The 19,194-nt window shown below is 30.7% G+C and carries 16 protein-coding genes; 1 reads left to right on the top strand and 15 read right to left on the bottom strand.

The annotated features are described in order from the left end of the window. Positions 1-4: 4 nt before the first annotated feature. The 5 genes from murC to CR532_RS04280 are packed head-to-tail and all read right to left on the bottom strand — an operon-like array spanning position 5 to position 4,892. A complete protein-coding gene (murC, locus tag CR532_RS04300; protein ID WP_199911330.1) occupies positions 5-1,411 on the bottom strand; it encodes a UDP-N-acetylmuramate--L-alanine ligase in 1,407 nt (468 codons plus the stop codon). After that, the gene (locus CR532_RS04295; protein WP_108729644.1) at positions 1,401-2,339 is read right to left on the bottom strand and encodes a hypothetical protein; all 939 of its coding nucleotides are present in this window, start codon (positions 2,337-2,339) and stop codon (positions 1,401-1,403) included. Before CR532_RS04295 ends, murC begins: the two co-directional genes overlap by 11 nt. Further along, a complete protein-coding gene (locus CR532_RS04290; protein WP_108729560.1) occupies positions 2,317-3,282 on the bottom strand; it encodes a pseudouridine synthase family protein in 966 nt (321 codons plus the stop codon). Before CR532_RS04290 ends, CR532_RS04295 begins: the two co-directional genes overlap by 23 nt. A gap of 4 nt (positions 3,283-3,286) precedes the next feature. Further along, on the bottom strand, positions 3,287-4,705 hold the full coding sequence (panF, locus tag CR532_RS04285) for a sodium/pantothenate symporter (protein WP_108729559.1): 1,419 nt from the start codon (positions 4,703-4,705) through the stop codon (positions 3,287-3,289). Beyond that, the gene (locus tag CR532_RS04280) at positions 4,698-4,892 is read right to left on the bottom strand and encodes a DUF997 family protein (protein ID WP_108729558.1); all 195 of its coding nucleotides are present in this window, start codon (positions 4,890-4,892) and stop codon (positions 4,698-4,700) included. The genes panF and CR532_RS04280 overlap by 8 nt, the downstream gene beginning before the upstream one ends. Before the next feature lie 56 nt (positions 4,893-4,948). On the opposite strand from CR532_RS04280, the gene coaBC reads away from it, so the two are divergent. Beyond that, on the top strand, positions 4,949-6,124 hold the full coding sequence (coaBC, locus tag CR532_RS04275) for a bifunctional phosphopantothenoylcysteine decarboxylase/phosphopantothenate--cysteine ligase CoaBC (RefSeq protein ID WP_108729643.1): 1,176 nt from the start codon (positions 4,949-4,951) through the stop codon (positions 6,122-6,124). On the opposite strand, the gene CR532_RS04270 is transcribed toward coaBC, so the two are convergent. The 10 genes from CR532_RS04270 to infB all read right to left on the bottom strand — a co-directional run bounded on the left by CR532_RS04270 (position 6,118) and on the right by infB (position 19,194). Next, positions 6,118-7,545 carry a HEAT repeat domain-containing protein gene (locus tag CR532_RS04270; RefSeq protein ID WP_108729557.1) on the bottom strand — a complete coding sequence of 476 codons (1,428 nt, stop codon included), beginning with the start codon at positions 7,543-7,545 and terminating at the stop codon, positions 6,118-6,120. The two genes, coaBC and CR532_RS04270, sit on opposite strands and share 7 nt — an antisense overlap. Next, on the bottom strand, positions 7,542-9,062 hold the full coding sequence (murJ, locus tag CR532_RS04265) for a murein biosynthesis integral membrane protein MurJ (protein ID WP_108729556.1): 1,521 nt from the start codon (positions 9,060-9,062) through the stop codon (positions 7,542-7,544). Before murJ ends, CR532_RS04270 begins: the two co-directional genes overlap by 4 nt. 121 nt (positions 9,063-9,183) lie before the next feature. Next, positions 9,184-10,251: an LptF/LptG family permease gene (locus CR532_RS04260; protein ID WP_108729555.1), complete on the bottom strand. Its 1,068-nt coding sequence runs from the start codon at positions 10,249-10,251 to the stop codon at positions 9,184-9,186. After that, positions 10,248-11,537: an LptF/LptG family permease gene (locus CR532_RS04255; RefSeq protein WP_108729554.1), complete on the bottom strand. Its 1,290-nt coding sequence runs from the start codon at positions 11,535-11,537 to the stop codon at positions 10,248-10,250. Before CR532_RS04255 ends, CR532_RS04260 begins: the two co-directional genes overlap by 4 nt. Further along, on the bottom strand, positions 11,512-12,993 hold the full coding sequence (locus CR532_RS04250; RefSeq protein ID WP_108729553.1) for a ligand-binding sensor domain-containing protein: 1,482 nt from the start codon (positions 12,991-12,993) through the stop codon (positions 11,512-11,514). Before CR532_RS04250 ends, CR532_RS04255 begins: the two co-directional genes overlap by 26 nt. A gap of 8 nt (positions 12,994-13,001) precedes the next feature. After that, a complete protein-coding gene (pnp, locus tag CR532_RS04245) occupies positions 13,002-15,140 on the bottom strand; it encodes a polyribonucleotide nucleotidyltransferase (protein ID WP_199911313.1) in 2,139 nt (712 codons plus the stop codon). A gap of 13 nt (positions 15,141-15,153) precedes the next feature. After that, positions 15,154-15,420 (bottom strand): 30S ribosomal protein S15, encoded by a 267-nt coding sequence (rpsO, locus tag CR532_RS04240; RefSeq protein WP_108729552.1) that lies wholly within the window; start codon positions 15,418-15,420, stop codon positions 15,154-15,156. Positions 15,421-15,657: 237 nt separating this feature from the next. Beyond that, positions 15,658-16,503, bottom strand: a complete 846-nt coding sequence (gene truB, locus CR532_RS04235) for a tRNA pseudouridine(55) synthase TruB (RefSeq protein ID WP_108729551.1) — start codon at positions 16,501-16,503, stop codon at positions 15,658-15,660. Positions 16,504-16,509: 6 nt separating this feature from the next. Continuing rightward, the gene (gene rbfA, locus CR532_RS04230; RefSeq protein WP_108729550.1) at positions 16,510-16,872 is read right to left on the bottom strand and encodes a 30S ribosome-binding factor RbfA; all 363 of its coding nucleotides are present in this window, start codon (positions 16,870-16,872) and stop codon (positions 16,510-16,512) included. A gap of 24 nt (positions 16,873-16,896) precedes the next feature. Beyond that, positions 16,897-19,194: a translation initiation factor IF-2 gene (gene infB, locus CR532_RS04225; RefSeq protein ID WP_199911312.1), complete on the bottom strand. Its 2,298-nt coding sequence runs from the start codon at positions 19,192-19,194 to the stop codon at positions 16,897-16,899.

The raw sequence follows: 19,194 nt of genomic DNA, 5'->3' as shown, positions 1-19,194 counted from the left end.
ACCTTTATAAAAAATCATGTAAAATAGAATTATTGCCAGCTCCCATTGTAATAAATAAATCATTTCCCTTTAATAAACCCTTTACAAATTCAACGGAATCAACTACTTCCTCAAAAAAATAAACATTCTGATTTAAATTCTTAAGCGCTAAAAACAATTCTCTAGAAAGTCTATCAGGTTCAAAATCTTCTCTAACTGAGAGATATATATTGTGTAAAACTAATACATCAACATTACTTAAAGCCTTAACAAAATCATTAAAAAGAATTTCTGTTCTTGTAAATGTATGTGGCATAAAATCTAAAACAATACGCCTACCCTTATAAAAACTCTTTAGCCCTAAAAGTGTATTCTCAATTTCCTTTGGATGGTGCGCATAATCATCAAGATATATCACATCATCTTTTTCTCTAATAAATTCAACCCTTTTTTTTATTCCCATGTATTCTTTAGCTACTACCTTTATCTGCTCCTCCAAATTAGAAACTATTTTTTTTTCTCTCTCTAAAAATAGTTTTAAAGCCAAAAGTGCAGATGCAAAATTTAAAACATTATGAACCAAAGGCGTCTTTAGACTAATATCGATAATCCCTAAAAAATCAAATCTAAAAAACTCGTCTCTTACGTAAAGATTCTCAATCTTAAAATCAGATTGAGAACTAAGACTGAAGCTATAAACCCTAATATCTTTTCTTGCAATTCTATTTTTAATTTTAACTAAATTAACCTCGTCAGAATTTATTATTAATATCCCCCCTTTCTTTAAGTTATTAATATATTGCAAGAAAATATTCTCAACTGCTTCATAATTTTCAAAAAAATCAACATGTTCATAATCAATATTAGTTAAAACAATCATATCCGGCAAAAAGTGCAAAAAATGATTTCTATATTCACAGGTCTCTGCAATAAAGATATTGCTCTCACCAACAAGGCTAGACTTGTCTCTAAAATCTTTAACACTTGCTCCTACTATTACATTGGGTTTAAGCCCAACACCATTAAACAGCATCCCCAAGAATGCTGTTGTAGTAGTCTTCCCATGAGAGCCTGCAACTCCAATGCTATAATACTGTTTTGAAATCTCGCCAAGAACCTCAGGATAAGACAAAATAGGAATTCCAAGCTCACGAGCTTCGATTAAAACACCTAAATTGTCCTTATCATAAGCTGTTGAATATATTAAAATATCATATAACTTGTTATGCTCCTTTAGTGAAAACTCATAAATACCCTCATAATAAGTTATGCCATTATTACTTAATACATCATCTGTATAAAATTGGGAAGAAACATCAACTCCTTCTACAAAATACCCTTTAGAATTTAAAAAACAGGCGAGGGAGCAAAGACCAGAGCCTTTAATCCCTACTAAAAAGAAATTGCGCACTTTATCAAAATCAATATTCATCTTCTTTAAAATCACCTTTTTTGTCATAAAATTTATGTATGATGATATCAATAGTAGATATATTGATTATCGTATATTTGAGTACATTCCCAATAATATAACTCCTAAGCATTTCTGCATTATTAAGCAAGTTATTTCCAAGTGGAATATCTAAGAAAAGCTTAAAAGAATAACTGGCTTTATGTTTCTTAATTTTTAAGCTATAAACAATATAATCTCTATTATATTCAGAAACACAATGTTCAATAATTTGTCTTACAGCATTCTTAGAAACAGATAAAACCCCTTCTTCATGAAAATGAGGCTTTACAACAGAACGAACATAGTTTTTCTTTTTTGAAAAAACCCATTTACTTTTGAAAAAAACTCGAATTGAATCTAAGAATAGATTTGGCTTCACAGATGTTATTTCAAAGGCTGCTGCTGGTACAACATGCTCACCCATTTGTCTTGAAACTTTAGCCTTTTCCATTTCCTGCTTAGTAGAAATATCTGTTATATAAATAATCTTAAAATAACTAGGCAAGCAAAGTTTAGTTGTTATTTTGTCTATCATTCGAACACTTGTTCCCAATATTAATATCTTGCTGAAATCTTCTCTGCGAAGAGCTTCAATCATTTCATTTTTATGAGCATCGTCTTCAAAAAGAGAACGTCTTATTGCATCAAATAGATGCTCCTCAAATTTAGCAGAGCTCCCAGCAATAATTTTCATATTTTTTATTAAAACACCATCATCAATTATTAAAGGAATAGCATATTTATCCGCTATCAAATGAGACCTAAAGCTTTTCCCAGTACCAGCTGCACCCACTAAAGCATATACCCTAATCTTTACAAACTTATGCTTAATCTCAATTGAAATCTCTTTAATCGTGTCTACAACATTTCGAAATGTTAATTTACTAAATAAACCCTTTAAACTCATATATACTAAAAACATTACTTATCTGCTTTAAAAAATCTGAACTAGGTTCAACAAAAAATTCATTTTTCAAAAATAAAGACTCATTAAATTTTATCAAAAAAGAATGTAAAAAGTAATTGGTTTTTCTAAATTTAGATTCATATTTCCTATCATTAATTAAAGCGTGGTTATTAAAAGCACATTGAGCTCGTATTTGGTGGGTAAACCCCGTCTTAATTGAAACTTCCGCAAGAGTAGAAAATTTAGAAGTTAAAATTGGCTTAACATAAGTTATAGCATTAAATTTATAAATATTATCAGTAACTAAAGTTCTTCTCATTCTATGATCTCTATATAAAAAATTCTTATAAGTTAAAGGTGTTCTAATCTCACCATCAAGTAAAGCTAGATACTTCTTAGTAACACTACCACTACTAAATGCTCTGCTTAAAATCCTTGCAGAATCTATGTTTTTTGCAAAGATAACAAGCCCTGAAGTATTTCTATCAAGTCTATGAACAGCTGAAGGCTTAAAGCTAAGAGACTTAAGATTTTGATTCAAAAGATAAGTATTAATCATATCATCAAGTGAACATTTATCTCCATGAACCAAGATTCCTCTCATTTTGTTAATTACAAGCAAATCCTTATCTTCATAAATTATCCTATCTCTAATATCTTTTAATATAGCACTATCTTTAGTCTCAACTTTCTTTAAACCAAAGCTTACACCTTGCATTAAGGGCTTATACAAGTAAATTTCATCACCATTAGAAACTCTATGAGAAAAAGGAACCTTTAAATTATTTAAAAGAATATCTCCATTTCTAATATGTTTTATTACTTTAGATTTAGGAAATTTTAGAAACTTTATTAATACTGAATCAAGTCTTTTACCATCATCATTCCCTAGAACATTAACTACACTATACTTATTCACATTTTTAGTATTAAGAGATGCCATAAAACTAAATTTTACTATATTTATTACAAATAAAATTCACTATCAAAAATGAACACACAGAGATAAAAAGTGATGGTACAACGGGGTGAAAAGAATAACTATCTATTTTATAAAGGATTATACTCAAATAACTTAAAAGTCCCAAAATTTGTGAAATAAAAGCCGCTATTTTGCTTACAAAATCAAAATAGAGTCCAAAGACAATAATAGAAAAGAATGAAACTTCCAAAGCTCCAATTGCAAAAATATTTAAAAAAAGTAAAAAATCAGGTGGATTTAAAGATATAAAAACTATTATTAAAATAAAACAAACATTAGAAATAATAGTAATCTTATTAATTCCAAACCTAGTCTCAATATTCTCATTTAATGCCAACAGTGTTTTTACCCAAATCGACGAGAGCAACAAAAATCCTGAATCTATTGTAGACATTATTGCGGATAAAAGCCCTACAAAAAATAATATAAATACCCCAGAACTTAATACCTCTAAGGCTACGTTCAAAATAACTTTATCATTTGGTTCAAAATTAGGAAAAATCACAAGAGAGAAAAATCCTATTAAATGCATAATAAGAACTAAAAATCCTATTACAAAAATAGAAATAGGAAGAGACAACCGAATAGCTCTTTTATCTTTAAATGCTATAAAGTTATTAACAAATTGTGGTACCCCCAATGCTCCAACCCCTATTAATATCCAAAAAGAAATTATATATTCAATTTTTAAATCCAATTTATATGGTAAAAGTAAATCACTCCTAAGATTCAGTTTCGCCATCTTAAAGATATTACTAATTCCGCCACCCAAATCAATCAACCTTGAGAATAAAATCATAGATGCTATAATCATAAAAATTCCTTGAATTAAATTCATATACGCTATCATCTTAAACCCTCCCAAACAAACATATAAAAAAATAAATAAGGAGAAAAACACAAGAGAATCTCTATAATCAACTTTAAAAAATACCTCTAAAAGTTTAGCACCTCCCATGAGTTGAGACGATATTAAGAACAGCGAGAAAAAAATCATTACAACACTGCTCATAAGCGCTAAAGAATGACTAGCATATCTATGTCTAATATAATCAATAATATTGATTGCATGAATTTTCCTGGACTCTGTATTCAATCTCTCACCAACAATAATGAATGAAATTAAACTTGTAGGAATTTGAATAACCGCCAAGAATATAAAAGATAATCCATACTTATAAACAGCCGAAGGTCCTGAAATAAAACTACTAGCACTAATATAACTAGAAGCAACAACTAATGCCATTACAAAAATATTTAAATTTTGATTTGCAAGAAAATAATGATGCAAAAATAAAATTCCTTCCTTCTTTTTTTTTAAAAAAATACCAAAAACACAATATAGAATCAAAAGTATAAAAAATAAAAAAAAACCTCTAGTCATTCTTCAAAAAAATCACAAAAATACAAACTAATAACAAACTTAAAATAGAAAACAAGATACATGATAAAAAAAACCAAAGAGGCATACTAAATATAGTAATACCGTAAGATGCAAAATAAGATGAAAAAAACCACCAGATAAACAGAAAAAAATATATTACACTTGAAAATAATAACTTATTTTTCACTCAAAAATCCTTTTGAAAATATTAAATATAATTATATAATAATGCATGTAATCAACATGAACAAAGATAAAAATATATTGATAGGTGTATGTGGTGGCATTGCAGCTTATAAGTCAGCTTACATTATCTCAAGTCTAGTAAAGATGGGATATAACGTCAAAGTAATAATGACAGAAAATGCAACTAAATTCATTACTCCACTAACACTAGAAACTGTTTCTAAGAATAGCGTAGTTAAAGATCTCTGGAATACAGCTCATGAAGAAGTAGAACACATAAATCTAGCAAGATGGGCAAATTTAATATTAGTTATTCCAGCGACATACAATATTATTTCTAAAATTGCATCAGGCATTGCTGATGATGCTTTAAGCACAATAATATCTGCAAGTGTAGCTCCTACATATTTTGCAGTAGCAATGAACAACATAATGTATCAAAATCCCATTCTAGAAGAGAACATTACAAAGCTTAAAAAATACAATTATAAATTCATTGAACCCGATGAAGGATTTTTAGCATGTTCTTCAAATGCTATTGGCCGCCTTAAGAATGAAGATGATATTTTAAAAATAATATTAAACGACCTAGAGCCAAAATTACCCTTAATAAACAAAAAAATACTAATAACTGCCTCTAGAACTGAAGAAGCATTAGATCCAATTCGTTACTTTTCAAATAAATCAACAGGCCAAATGGGATTCAGTTTAGGAATTGAAGCAAAAAACCTTGGTGCTGATATAACAATCATTACAGGTCCCAGCAATGAAAAAACACCTGATGGAATCAATGTTATTAGAATAAAGACAGCGGCAGAGATGCATAAGCAAGCAATAAAAATATACCAAGAATTTGATGCAGTAATTGGTGCTGCCGCTGTTGCTGATTTTAGACCTGAAAAAATTTATGCAACCAAAATCAATAAAAACGACATAAAAACCCTGAATATTAAGCTTATTAAAAATCCAGATATAATAAAATACATGGGTCAAAATAAGACTAAAGATCAAGTTATTATTGGATTTTGTGCTCAAGACTCTGAAACCCTAATAGAACAGGCAAAAGAAAAGCTAAAAACAAAAAACTTAGATTATATTATTGCAAATGACATAAAATATTTTAGTTCAAGCTTAAATAAAATTTACATAATAGACAAAAATAGCGTACAAGAACTTCCTGAGATGCCAAAAAAAGATGTGGCAACGGAGATTTTAAAAATACTATATCAGTAATCTGTTAAAAGACCTCTTAAATATTCTGAACTAGTTGTCTTCTTTATCTCTTTAAGCCTACTTGAGAGTGCCGTGGATTTATTATAAACAGCTCCCTTAATTGCAAGATTCCTTAAATCAACATTTCGACTACTAATAATCTTAGAATAAAAATCATCAAAATTACCCTTCCGAGCAGCAAGAAGCATAGCAACATCTGTTAAAACCTTTGAGGGTTTATGAATATTCTCTATTCTCAAAAGTTCTAAAGCAATCAATCGTGCAGAACTCACATCTTTATCTAAAAGATGCCTAAACATGGTAAGCTTAAAATTATTTTCAGTGGTAGGGTTAAGTATTATATTTTTTATCTCCTCATAACCGGAACCCATATCTATTAATGCTTTGCCAGATACTTCTCTGACCTTCAAAGAAGGATCACTTTTAATTTTATAAATTAGTACCTCTTTTGAAATAGTGTCTCTATGACCCTGAATAGCATTGATGGCTTTAACTCTAATATTATCATCAGAATCTCTTAAAAAGTCCTGCAAAATCTCTTTTGACTGTAAAGATACATCTCTTGAAAGTGCTTCAATAAGAGCAATTTTAATATTGGAATTATTATTATTGTCTTGTAGATACAAATCGGCATTCGCTGTTATTTTTTCAGGAACAAGATATGATAATGCCCTTATTGCGGCAGCTTTAATTGCCGGATTCTCATAATTATCTAGCGAAATCTCATAAATCTTATTTTCGTATTCAATAGCATTAGATTTGCCAAGAGCAATAAGTATCGCAGATTTAACTCCATCATTACCAGAGTATTTATCATAAATATCGATCATATTCTTTGCATACTGAATAGAAGATAGCTCACCAAGATAATACGCAGCTGTAGCTACAATATTGCCCTCCTTATTCTCAAGAATATCAATGAGAGTTTTCTGTAAGAAATCCCTCCTACCAAGTTCTTTAAGGTATAAAATTGCTGTATTAATCAAATTGTTAGGATATCTCTTGATCTCGTAATTATCAAGGATATAATTAGCAACATTAACTCCACCTACGTATTTAAGCGATAAAAACAAATCAAGAATCTCACGCTTAAGTTCAACATTAAAAGTTTTCTGTAATCTCTTCTCAAGCAAAGCATTGTATTCCCCATCACCTGATTTTTTAAGCCTCTTAACAATTTCAATAACTTGAACATCAAGACCATAAGAAATAGCATCATTTACTTGCTTAACATTCAAATTAATATCTTTAATATCAGAATTTTTAGTAAAATTACTCTCAAAAGTGTTTTCATTTATTTCCTTATCAGTTCCAAATTCAGGTGCCACCGGTGCTAAAGGCTCAGTTGGTAATATTGGAGCCTTTACAGAAAAAACATCAAATACAATAAAAAATAAAAGAATAAATCCCAAATACCTCATATAATCTTCCTATCAATAAACTTAAAAAACTTACTAACTCCAAGTAAATAATAACACGCCATTAAAATAACAATACTAATAAAGCCTGCAAAACTTAATAGATAAAAATTATTAAAACTAAACCCTATATCCCATCTTAAGCTCTTAAAAATCATATAAACTAAATATAGCGGAATAAGAGAAATACATGATTTTCCAAAAGCTACTAAAGCTCTAAAAAATTCAAGTCTCATCCCATTTTTGAACCCATTGAGATAGATAATACCCACACACAAGGCAAACGAAGTTGATTGTGCAATCGGCATAATGTCTACCTTATAAGATCTAAGTCCAAAAACTGAAATTGCAATATCAATTATAGAAAATAGAAAATTAAAGTAAAGAGGGGTTCTTGAATCACGAATAGAAAAATAATACTTTTGAAAAAATCCAAAAATCGAAGAGAATGTCAATCCAATTAAATAATATTGCAGTACGCTAACAGTTCTTTGTGTATCATACACGGAAAATTTACCCCCTGTAAGTAATAAATTTAAAATAGGCTCAGCCCAAATATACATTAAAAATGAAATTGGAACCAACAGAAAAATTAAAATCTCAATTCCCTGATTTAAAATATCATTTAATTTTTTCCCATCTCCCAAAGCAGCATACTCAGCCATTTTAGGAAAAATAACTGTAGAAATAGAGACATAAAAAATCCCAACGGGAAGTTGATAATAAACAATTGCATTACTTAAAACAGAAATACTCCCAACCTCCAAAGTTGACGCTAACGCAAATGCAATTTGCTGTGTAATGATAGAAATTAAAGCTGATAAAATCATATGCGACCATCTCTTTAAAAACCTTAAGAATGCAGAATCATTAAAACTAAATATTGGTCTATATATAAGACCAATATAAATACAATTTATCAGCTGAACTAGAAATTGTAAAATCCCGCCAACAACCACTCCAATAACCGCACTATATATTCCATATTGCCTGTAAAGTAAACATATGCTTAATATAACACCAATAGAGAGTATGATAGGTGAAAAGGATGGAATGAAAAAGATCCTATAAGAATTAAGAACTGCAGCAAATATTGATGCCAAGCTTATAAGCAGTATATAGACTATTAAATATTTAAACATATGACTAGCTAACTCTAAATCACTGCTCCTATAAGAAGATACATAATATATAATCTGCCTAGAAAACATAATCATAATGAAAATAATAAGACTAATACTTATTACGTTAAAAGTAACAACTCGTCTGAAAAAAGAAACAGCATGCTTATTAGACTTATTTTTTTCATGCGTAAATTCAGGCATAAAAGCTGAAGTCATTGCACCCTCTGAAATAATTTTTCTCAAATTATTTGGAATATTGAAAATATAATTAAAAATATCTGTTTCAAGATTTGCCCCAAAATAATAAGAAAATACCTTTATTTTCACAAAACCCATTACACGTGAAAAAAATACTGAAAGCATAACAACAATTGTTGCAACAATATCTTTACTCATAAAACCTGCCTTCATCACATTCGTTCAAATAAAGTTCTCTAAACATTGAAGAGTTATCATCCATACTTACAGATCCTTTATCATTTTTAACAATATTAAATATAAACCTTCTTTAGATTTACTACTTACGCACAAAATTATAAATAATAAAATTAATAACGAGAAACAAAACAGTGGTAAATGAACTCGCAACTACTATAGGCAAATATCCAAGATCAGCTAAAAAGTTAAAAATCACAACTGAAATAACATACACAACTGCAAAAGCAATGCTGTTTAATAAACTAAATATAAAAATATTTTTTCTTAAAGCAAGACTTATAAAACCAACGGTAAAACTAAGAAGTATCAATCTAAATGAAAAAAATATTCTATTTAAAAAATCAAATAAAGCCTCGGAATAATCTAAATTTTCTCTCTTAAGAGATCCAATCCAACTGATAAGTCTTGAGAAATTTAATGTTTTTGAAGATAACATAAATACCTTAACATATTCAGGTTCTAGATTAACAATTCCCTCACCATCAAGAACCTCGTGAAAACTCTCTATAACCTCTCTTCCTACCTTAGAAAATTCTCTCACACTATAAAGCTTCCATTGATTATTAATCCACTCAGCTGTACCTATATCATATCTCTTCTTAAAAGCATCGTTAGTATCTCTTAAAATAATTATCAAGTTAGAAATAGAATCATTATCGATATTATAATGCCGAATATTGTAAATTTCTCTTGCAAAATCCCTAATAATTACTGTCCTATCCGATGAACCTTTACTGCCTATACTATTTTTAAGAAAAGCATCTCTTTTAGCAACAGTATCTATGACTAGATAATTATCAAAAAAAAAGAGAATTATTGATATTACAACACTGATTATAATTATTGGTTTTAATATTCTAGAAAGAGAAATTCCACAACTAAAAAGTCCTATTATTTCATTTCTCATAGAAAGGTTCCCAATAAGATTAGAAACAGCAAAAAGGAAAGACAAAGCTACACCATCTGAGAAAGATTTTGGGAGATAAAGATAATAAACATACACAATATCATCAATGCTAAGCTTATTCTCAAGATAATTTAAAAGATTTACAAATAGATCCCCAAGCACAATTAAAATCATGAAAAGAAAATTCATAAACAAAAAAGTCAATGATATATTCTTTACAAAAAGTTTATCTACTCTCATCTTTTTAAAAGTCTCAAGAAAAGCACAACCCCTGCAAAGATCAATAACACATTTGGCAAAACAGCAACAAGAAAAGGATCTGGCGCATTCTGGACAGTATAAACTTTTCCTCCAATAAACATTACCCAATATGCAACACAAATAAGTATTGAAATCACAAGCTCAAGGATGATAGAATATTTTTTATTTGAATACATACCCATACCAAAAGCCAAAAAAATAAAAAATAAAACCGACACTGGCAGACTAATTTTTTGATAAAGTTCCAGAGAAAAAAGAGCATAATTCCTCTTAGCGGTCATATCCTCATAAGGAGTATAATTTAGCTGCAAATTATACATATAATTCAAGTTTTCAAGAATAGACATCTCATCTAAAATTTTACTCTTATCATATAAATAATTTAAATAAGTAGTTGCAAAATTTAAATTTAGAAAATCTTCCTCTAAACCATTTTGTATATTTAAATCGTCAATTAATTTCTCTTGATTATCAACAAGCTTTATAACATCTCTTAAGCTCATCTGTGATGGGGTTACATAACTTAACAAAAAATTATTACTAAATGTGACCTGATCAATTGAATACTTCATTCGATCAGCATAAAAATAATCATAAAATCCACTCTCATCATCTGTTAGGGCAATTGATAAAACATCATTTAAAATGAAATATACCTGATAATTTTCTTTCCTAATAATCAAATCTTTTGCCATAAATATTCTGTCATAACCCTTAAGCCTAGTATTATCAAAAAAAGTAACATTTTTATATCCCATATCAGACTTTTCTCCTGATACAAATATCAAGTCTCCATACTGCTTGCTTGAATAAGGTTTTAATACTAAATGAGGCACTTCTTCTTTTATTTCATTAAAAATCTTCAATCTACCAATAGAACCCAAAGGAAGCAGAAAATCATTTGAAATAAATGATACAAACGCAATAATTACCCCTAATTTAAGAAATGGAACTAATAAATCAAAAATAGATATCCCAATTGACCTGAAAGCTAATATTTCATTATTAAGTTTAAATCTATGAATAGTCAACACCACAGAGATTAAAGCTGCAAAAGGAGGAGAAAGTGCAATTACCATAGGAAGAGAATATATAACAAAAATAAAAGCTTTCAAAAATGGAACATAATTTTGAAGAAGTATCCTCATAAAAAAAAGTATTTGATTTATAAAAAATACAAAGAAAAAAAACAAAAAAGTAATTAAAAAATACTTACAAAATTCAATAATTATATAAGATTCATATCTGTTTTTTAATACTTTCATCTACAAAAACCAAACCATTATTGAGAGTGCCAAGTATAACATAGTTATTAAAGCTTAAAACTTTTATTAAATTCAAATTGAGAAGCCCATCACGAGGCCCCAAATAATCCCAGTTATTATTTATCATATCGTAAATTAATAATCCATGTTCAAAAGTCGCAAACAACAATTTATTATCTCTAATATCCATGTCAAGAAAATATTCAATACTAGAATCATTGTCAACGTCATATTTTACATATGTATTATCATCTAAATTTAATCTAAAAAGCCCACCTCCATAAGTCCCTACATAATAACTATCACCATAACTTTTTATAAAATTAATATTTTTCTCATTATCTCTCTTGCTAAAAAAGTTTAAATGCTTAACATCATTAAAATTAGCAAGATAAATACTATAAATGCTCTTATCCATGGTTCCCACTAATAATAAATTTTTTCGTTTATCTAGATACATCGATGAGATTTTATTAGATCCAAGTCCTATATAAGTCCATTCATCTAAATCAGAATAAAACCACAATCCAGAACCCAGCGTACCAACAAATATTCCATCCTTAGCACTCATCAAGACTTGTATACTATTCAACTTAACTCCCAAAGGTATCCTAACTTGCTTAATTGCCCCTTCAAGATCATCAATGTAATAAAGCGCATTATTTCCACCAATATATATAATTCCCCTATGCTCCGCAAACCCCCTAAGTCCATTTAAAACAATACTTTTCTTGTCTTTAATATAAACCCTATAGTCATTACTCTTAATATCATACCTTAAAAGGCCACCAAATATATTTGCAACAAAAACATTGCTACCCAAAACAAACATATCAAAAACACTATTATCTAGAAATCCCAAAGATTCTAAATTTAAATACTGTACTCCAAATTTATTATTTAAAAAATTATAAATCCCTTTATCATACTCCAATTCAATAGAAGTTTCATCAATATTTCTTAATGCAGAAATTGCACCCATTCTATCTTTAACAAAATATTTAAGTTCAGCAGCCCTAAGACTAGCATGAGAATATTTATAGTTTCTTAAAAAATAATCAAAATTATACTCAGAAAGGTCATAAACACCCTTATCATAATTCACATAACCAAAAAATAAATTGGTTTTAGAAAGCAATTCCTTACTATAACTTTTCTCATCAGTGATTATTTTTTCCAAATAATAGCTAGTCATCCCAAGATTCCCTTGGGCATAACTTTCTCTAGCACTTCTAAAATAAGAATTGGTTTCTTTTAAAAAAGCATCACTTAAAAAAAAAGATTCATCATCTCTTAATCCCACTAAATAATTATGTTTCGCAATCTCCAATTTGTTCCCATCTTTGACAAAATCAAGAGACAAATCAATACCCCTATCAGTAAGACATGAAATAAACAAAAATAAGCTTAAAAAAATAAGCCTATTTTTTAAATTACTACCTAATATGAATCTCATAATGATTATTAATCCCTAACGAGTTCAAGCTCAATCTTACCAAATTTATCTATACCAGTTACCTTAACCTTAACTCTCTGTCCTTCTTCTAATCTTGGAGGACGCACTCCTGACTCTCTTCCGCCATCCCTACCACCTCTGCCATATCGAGAATTTCTACTATCCCCATATCTATCATCTCTAGGTTTTGCTCGAGTACTTAAAAACCCTTCCTTAGTAGGAGTAAGCTCAATGAAAGCTCCAAAACTGTTAACCTTTTTAACAATCCCTTCATAAATTTCGCCAACTTTGGGTTCCTTAACAATACTCTCTATCTTCTCCTTTGCTTTTTGCATTTTTAAATCATCAGCACCAAAAAGAGTAATTCTTCCATCTTGCTCAATTTGCACTCTAACTTCAAATTCATCTGTAATTGCTTTAACTGTCTTGCCGGTAGCCCCAATGACAAGAGAAATTTTATCAATATCAATTTGTAATTGAATAATCTTGGGCGCATTAGAAGATATATCGATCCTTGAACTGGAAATTACAGAATCCATAATGGATAAAATATGCATCCTGCCGGCTCTCGCCTGTTCAAGAGCATCTCTCATTAACTGCTTTGTAACATTTGCAATCTTAATGTCCATCTGAAACCCAGTGATTCCATTCCTAGTCCCAGCAACCTTAAAGTCCATATCACCCAAATGGTCTTCCTCACCAAGGATATCACTTAAAACAACATATCTATCGCCATCACTAATAAGCCCCATAGCTATACCTGCAACCTGCTCCTTAACGGGGACCCCCGCAGCCATCAAAGACATACTCCCAGAGCATACTGTAGCCATTGATGATGATCCATTTGACTCCAACACCTCAGATACCACTCTAATAGTATATGGGAAATCATCTTTCCTAGGCAACATAGCCTCCAAGGATCTCTGAGCCAAATGCCCATGTCCAATCTCGCGCCTTCCAGTCATCAGCCTACCCGTTTCTCCCACAGAAAATGGAGGAAAATTATAATGAAGCATAAAATTAAGACGCTTATCCCCATCAATATCGTCCATTATCTGCTCATCAATACTTGTTCCCAAAGTAGTTACGGCCAACGCCTGGGTCTCACCTCTTGTAAAAAGAGCAGAACCATGAGTTCTCCTTAAAAGATCAATCTCACCAACAATATCTCTTATTTGTGTAGAAGTACGACCATCAGTCCTAAGATTATCTTCAAGAATTGATTTTCTAACAATTTCTTGTTCAAAATCATCAAAGGCCTTATAAAGGAGTCCTTCATTCTCATCATTAAGCTTTCCAATAGAGGAAAAATGCTCATGAGCTTTCGTCTTAAGTAATTTTATAGCACGATTTCTATTAAGCTTACCCTTTACAAAACAAGCTTCCTTAAGCTCAGAGTAAATTAAATCTTTAAGCTCATCCCTAAATTCAAATACTCTCGCCTCATAAGCAAGAGGTAATTTTTCTCTCTGGTCTATAATAGACACAAGCTCTTTTTGAACATTACAAATTTGTTGAACGTACTTATAAGCTTCATCTATTGCATCAAGTAATATCTCCTCCCTAACCTCATGAGCGCCACCCTCAACCATAGTAATTCCATCTAAACTCCCTGCAACAACAATATCAAGGATAGAATCCTGAATCTCTTCAAAAGAAGGATTTACTATAAATTTATCATCTAAATATGCTATCCTAACAGCCGCAATTGGACCACTAAATGGAATATCTGATAAAAAAACTGCTGTAAAAGCAGCATTCATCCCAACAATATCAGGAGGATTCATCTGATCCGTAGATAAAGTTGTTGGAACAACTTGAATTTCTCTCCCAAATCTCTTATCAAAAAGAGGCCTCATGGGCCTATCTATCAACCTAGAAACAAGTACTTCCTTATCTTTTGGCTTACCTTCTCTCTTAATAAAACCCCCAGGAATTTTTCCAGCAGCATAGTACTTTTCATTATATTCAACTGAGAGAGGCACAAAATCTAAACCTTCACGGACTGAGTCTGAACAACAAACCGTAGCAAGAACAGTAGATCCACCATAAGTCGCAAGAACTGCTCCATTTGCCTGTTTGGCCAATAACCCTGTCTCCAAAATTAAATCTTCTCTCCCTATTTTCAACTTCAAAATTTTTCTCAAAATTAACCCCTTATTACTTCCTAAGCCCAAGTTTAGCTATCAAGGTTCTGTAAGCTTCCAAATTTTTCCTCTGATAATATCTCAACAGACTTCTTCTCTGCCCAACCAACTTCAACAAGCCTCTTTTTGAACTGTGATCTTTTTTATTTACTCTTAAATATTCTGTTAAATACTTTATTCTACCCGTAATTAACGCTATCTGAACCTCAACAGAACCTGTATCATTTGTATCCTTGCCAAATTCTGAAACTATTTTTTGCTTTTGTTCCTTACTAAGCATAAAAGTGACTCCTATACCATCATAGCAAAGCCTAACGCAGACCCCTTGCTATAATTACAAATCTTTATATTAAATTATAATATTTTTTCATTAAAATAACAAAAATCAAAGGCTTTTCCTCAATTTACAAAAACCACCAATTAGATAAATTCCGTTAATTATTAAATAAAAATTTAATTTAAATAATCTCATGTCTTATTAAAAATGCCATCAATAAGTCACTCTTGAAATAAACTATCAAAAAATAATAACATACTTATATTTACTTAAACCAATGCCACAAATTACCGCTAACATCTCTTCATTCCTAGATTTGAAAATCTTAAGTTCATCCAAATTAATTGCAACATCAACATAAGCGCCATTCTTAATAGATATAATCATATTATCGTCAATGTAAATTACCTCAAAAAGATTCAAAGACTCTAAACTTATCAAAGAATTTTTATCTAAATCACAATCAAAACAAGCATTACCCAATCTAAAATCCCCAATCTTAACCCTCTCAAGATTCTTAACATAAGCCAATGAGCCTAAAGAACATGCCAAGTCTCTTGCTAAGCTTCTAACATACGTTCCCTTAGAGCAATTTATTTTTAAATTCAAAATATGAAAATCAACATTGTAACTTAAGATTTCAATATTATACACATTGATCTTTCTAGCCTGAATTTCAAAAGACTCTCCACTAAGAGCCAGCTTATAAGCTCTATTACCTTTGACATGAACTGAGGAAAACCTAGGTGGAACTTGTTCAATCTCACCTATAAAGGATTTAATGCCAAGATTTAATTCCCCTAAACTTGGAATATAATTTGTTGTATTTATTACTCTACCATTAGGATCAAGGGTATCAGTCTCAATTCCAAACTCAATCTCTGCTATATATTCCTTATCTAGAGATGTAATATAATTTGAAAGCCTAGTATATTTACCAATAAGAACAATCAAAAGCCCACTTGCAAATTTATCAAGAGTCCCTGTATGCCCAACACGGCTTGTTGAGAAATATTTCTTTAAAGGATAAAGAGCCTCATAAGAAGTTGTTCCAATTCTCTTATTTAATAAGATAATTCCATTCATTAAATTCTATTGTTCTTTATTAATACTTAAATCTTCAATTATTTTATTAACATAAAATGCCTTAGAAATAGTATCATCTCTTAAAAAATTTAATTTTGGAGTATTCCTAACCTTAATCCGCTTAACAATTTCCCCTTGGATAAATCCTTTAGCATTATTTAATGCCCTAATAGCATTATCAAGGGATGCGCCTTCTTTAATAGATCCAATAAACACTCTAGCATTTATTAAATCTTTTGAAACTTCAACTCTCACAACAGTTAAAAACTCATGCACTCTAGGATCTTTAATGACCCTAGTCACTATTAAATTGCCAATCTCTTGAACTAACAAGCTCTCAAGTTTTGATCTTTTTATTTCCTTTTCCATACTATAAAACAGTGAAGCAAACTCTTACAAGCCAATCCGTCTCTTTATTTTATTAATTTCAAATGCTTCAATGATATCTCCTTCCTTAATATTAGAATAATTATCAATCATAATTCCACACTCATATTGCGCAGCAACTTCCTTAACATCATCTTTAAATCTCTTTAATGAAGAAATCTTGCCAGAATGTATCTGAAATCCTTCTCTCATGATATTAGTTATAGCATCCCTCTTGATTAATCCTTGTGAAACGTAACATCCAGCCACTACGCCAACCTTAGGAACGCTAATAACAGCACGAACCTCAGCAAATCCAATAAATTTCTGTTCAACATCCGGCTCAAGCATTCCTTCAAGAACTGATTTAATATCATTGATTGCATCATAGATTATATTATATTTTCTAATTTCAACTTTTTCCTGATCAGCCAGCAATTGTGCTTTTACCGTAGGTCTTACATGAAAACCAATAATAACCGCATCACTTGCTGCTGCAAAACTAATATCAGTCTCCGTTATTGCCCCTGCTGACGAATGAATAACCTTTACTCTAATCTCATTATTGGTTAATTTTTCAAGAGAATGTTTTAAGGCCTCAACAGAACCTTGTACATCAGCTTTCAAAATTATCTTAAGTTCCCTTAGTCCGCCATCCTTAATTGAATCATAAAGATTTGATATAGTAATTTTTTTAACGTTCTGAGCATTCTCATATTTCTTAAGGTCTTGTCTTTTAGAACTAATTAATTTAGCTTCTTTTTCCGTTTTTGTTACCTGAAATGGATCACCAGCCTGAGGAATTGATGAGAAACCCAAAACACTAATAGCTTTCGCAGGACCAACACTCCCAACAGATACGCCTCGCTCATTAATTAATGCCCTAACCTTACCATAATATACGCCCCCAACAAAAGAATCTCCTATAGAAAGAGTTCCATCCTCAATTATAACAGAACAAACTATCCCTCGCCCCAAGTCAATCTTAGCATCAAGTACTCTACCAATGGCCCTTTTAGCTGGATTTGCTTTCAATGACATTACTTCAGCCTGTAAAATAATCATATCAAGAAGTTCCTTGATGCCAATGTTTTTAAGAGCTGATATTGAAACAAAAATTGTATGCCCACCCCAATCCTCAGGAATCAAGTCATATTCTGAAAGCTGATGTTTAACTCTGTCCGGATTCGAATCTGGCAAATCAATCTTATTGATTGCAACAATAATTGGAACTTTTGCTTCCTTAGCATGACTAATAGCCTCGATAGTCTGTGGCATAACACCATCCACAGCTGATACAACAAGCACTACAATATCTGTAACTTGAGCACCTCGAATTCTCATCATTGTAAAAGCCTCATGACCTGGAGTATCTAGAAATGTTATTTCATGGCTATTGTAATTAATAGTATAAGCACCAATATGTTGTGTAATCCCCCCAGATTCTGTTTGATTTATATCAACATTTTGCAACACTGATAAAAGTCTAGTCTTACCATGGTCAACATGCCCCATTATCGTAATAACGGGTGGTTTTTCAATCCTCTTACTCTCATCTTCCTGTTCTGTCTCTATCACTGTTTCATCATAAATTGACACAACATTAACCTTAGAACCATATTCATCAACTAAAATAGTAGCAGTATCAGAGTCAATTTTCTCATTAATAGTTGCCATAACGCCTAAATCCATTAATTTAGCAATTAAATCTGATGATTTTAAATTCATCTTCCTTGCAAGCTCGGCAACAGTAATAGTTCCCATAATATCAATTGATTTAGGAATTGGATTCACCAGATTCTCTTTCTTCTTCTTCTGTAACTGTTCAAAAACTTTTTGTTCTATTGTCTTAGTTTCAGTTTCCTCTTTTTTCCTCTTATAACTTTTTTGACTTTCTTGTTGTTGTTTTTTTTTCTCTCCAAGTTTTCTATTAAGACCCTTACTATCAGAATCAACAGGTGCCGGAGTAACACTAGGGGTAACCTTAGCTCTGATCACTCGTCTAAATGTCTGAAAGCCATTGCTACCCTGACTATAATTTCTACCAGAAGGATATCCCCTACTATCCTGTTGCTGCCTTCCAACATTATCCCTATCCAAACCACCAGGTCTCACACCTCTATTATCTCTACCCTGACTATAATTTCTACCAGAAGGATATCCCCTACTATCCTGAGTATAATGCGAGGAATCAATAAAATCATTTTTGAATTTATTTAAATTTCTATCAGTATGAGCTACGACCTTAACTACTTTCTTGCGCAACTTAACAACTTTAATTCTTTTTTCATCTTCGTTTCGATCATCATCACTATTTTCTGACAA

The sequence above is a fragment of the Candidatus Borreliella tachyglossi genome, from assembly GCF_003076595.1.
In the GTDB taxonomy this organism is placed as follows: domain Bacteria; phylum Spirochaetota; class Spirochaetia; order Borreliales; family Borreliaceae; genus Borrelia; species Borrelia tachyglossi.
The sequence above is the reverse complement of the archived record's forward strand: the minus strand, read 5'-3'. Positions and strand labels throughout refer to the sequence as shown.

Bases quoted from the DNA above. Each gene is read 5' to 3' on its own strand.
- rbfA (WP_108729550.1), bottom strand. From the start codon at position 16,872: ATGGAAAAGGAAATAAAAAGATCAAAACTTGAGAGCTTGTTAGTTCAA.
- CR532_RS04250 (WP_108729553.1), bottom strand. From the start codon at position 12,993: ATGAGATTCATATTAGGTAGTAATTTAAAAAATAGGCTTATTTTTTTA.
- CR532_RS04260 (WP_108729555.1), bottom strand. From the start codon at position 10,251: ATGAGAGTAGATAAACTTTTTGTAAAGAATATATCATTGACTTTTTTG.
- murC (WP_199911330.1), bottom strand. From the start codon at position 1,411: ATGAATATTGATTTTGATAAAGTGCGCAATTTCTTTTTAGTAGGGATT.
- CR532_RS04290 (WP_108729560.1), bottom strand. From the start codon at position 3,282: ATGGCATCTCTTAATACTAAAAATGTGAATAAGTATAGTGTAGTTAAT.
- CR532_RS04295 (WP_108729644.1), bottom strand. From the start codon at position 2,339: ATGAGTTTAAAGGGTTTATTTAGTAAATTAACATTTCGAAATGTTGTA.
- rpsO (WP_108729552.1), bottom strand. From the start codon at position 15,420: ATGCTTAGTAAGGAACAAAAGCAAAAAATAGTTTCAGAATTTGGCAAG.
- truB (WP_108729551.1), bottom strand. From the start codon at position 16,503: ATGAATGGAATTATCTTATTAAATAAGAGAATTGGAACAACTTCTTAT.
- murJ (WP_108729556.1), bottom strand. From the start codon at position 9,062: ATGAGTAAAGATATTGTTGCAACAATTGTTGTTATGCTTTCAGTATTT.
- panF (WP_108729559.1), bottom strand. From the start codon at position 4,705: ATGACTAGAGGTTTTTTTTTATTTTTTATACTTTTGATTCTATATTGT.
- coaBC (WP_108729643.1), top strand. From the start codon at position 4,949: ATGAACAAAGATAAAAATATATTGATAGGTGTATGTGGTGGCATTGCA.
- CR532_RS04270 (WP_108729557.1), bottom strand. From the start codon at position 7,545: ATGAGGTATTTGGGATTTATTCTTTTATTTTTTATTGTATTTGATGTT.
- CR532_RS04255 (WP_108729554.1), bottom strand. From the start codon at position 11,537: ATGAAAGTATTAAAAAACAGATATGAATCTTATATAATTATTGAATTT.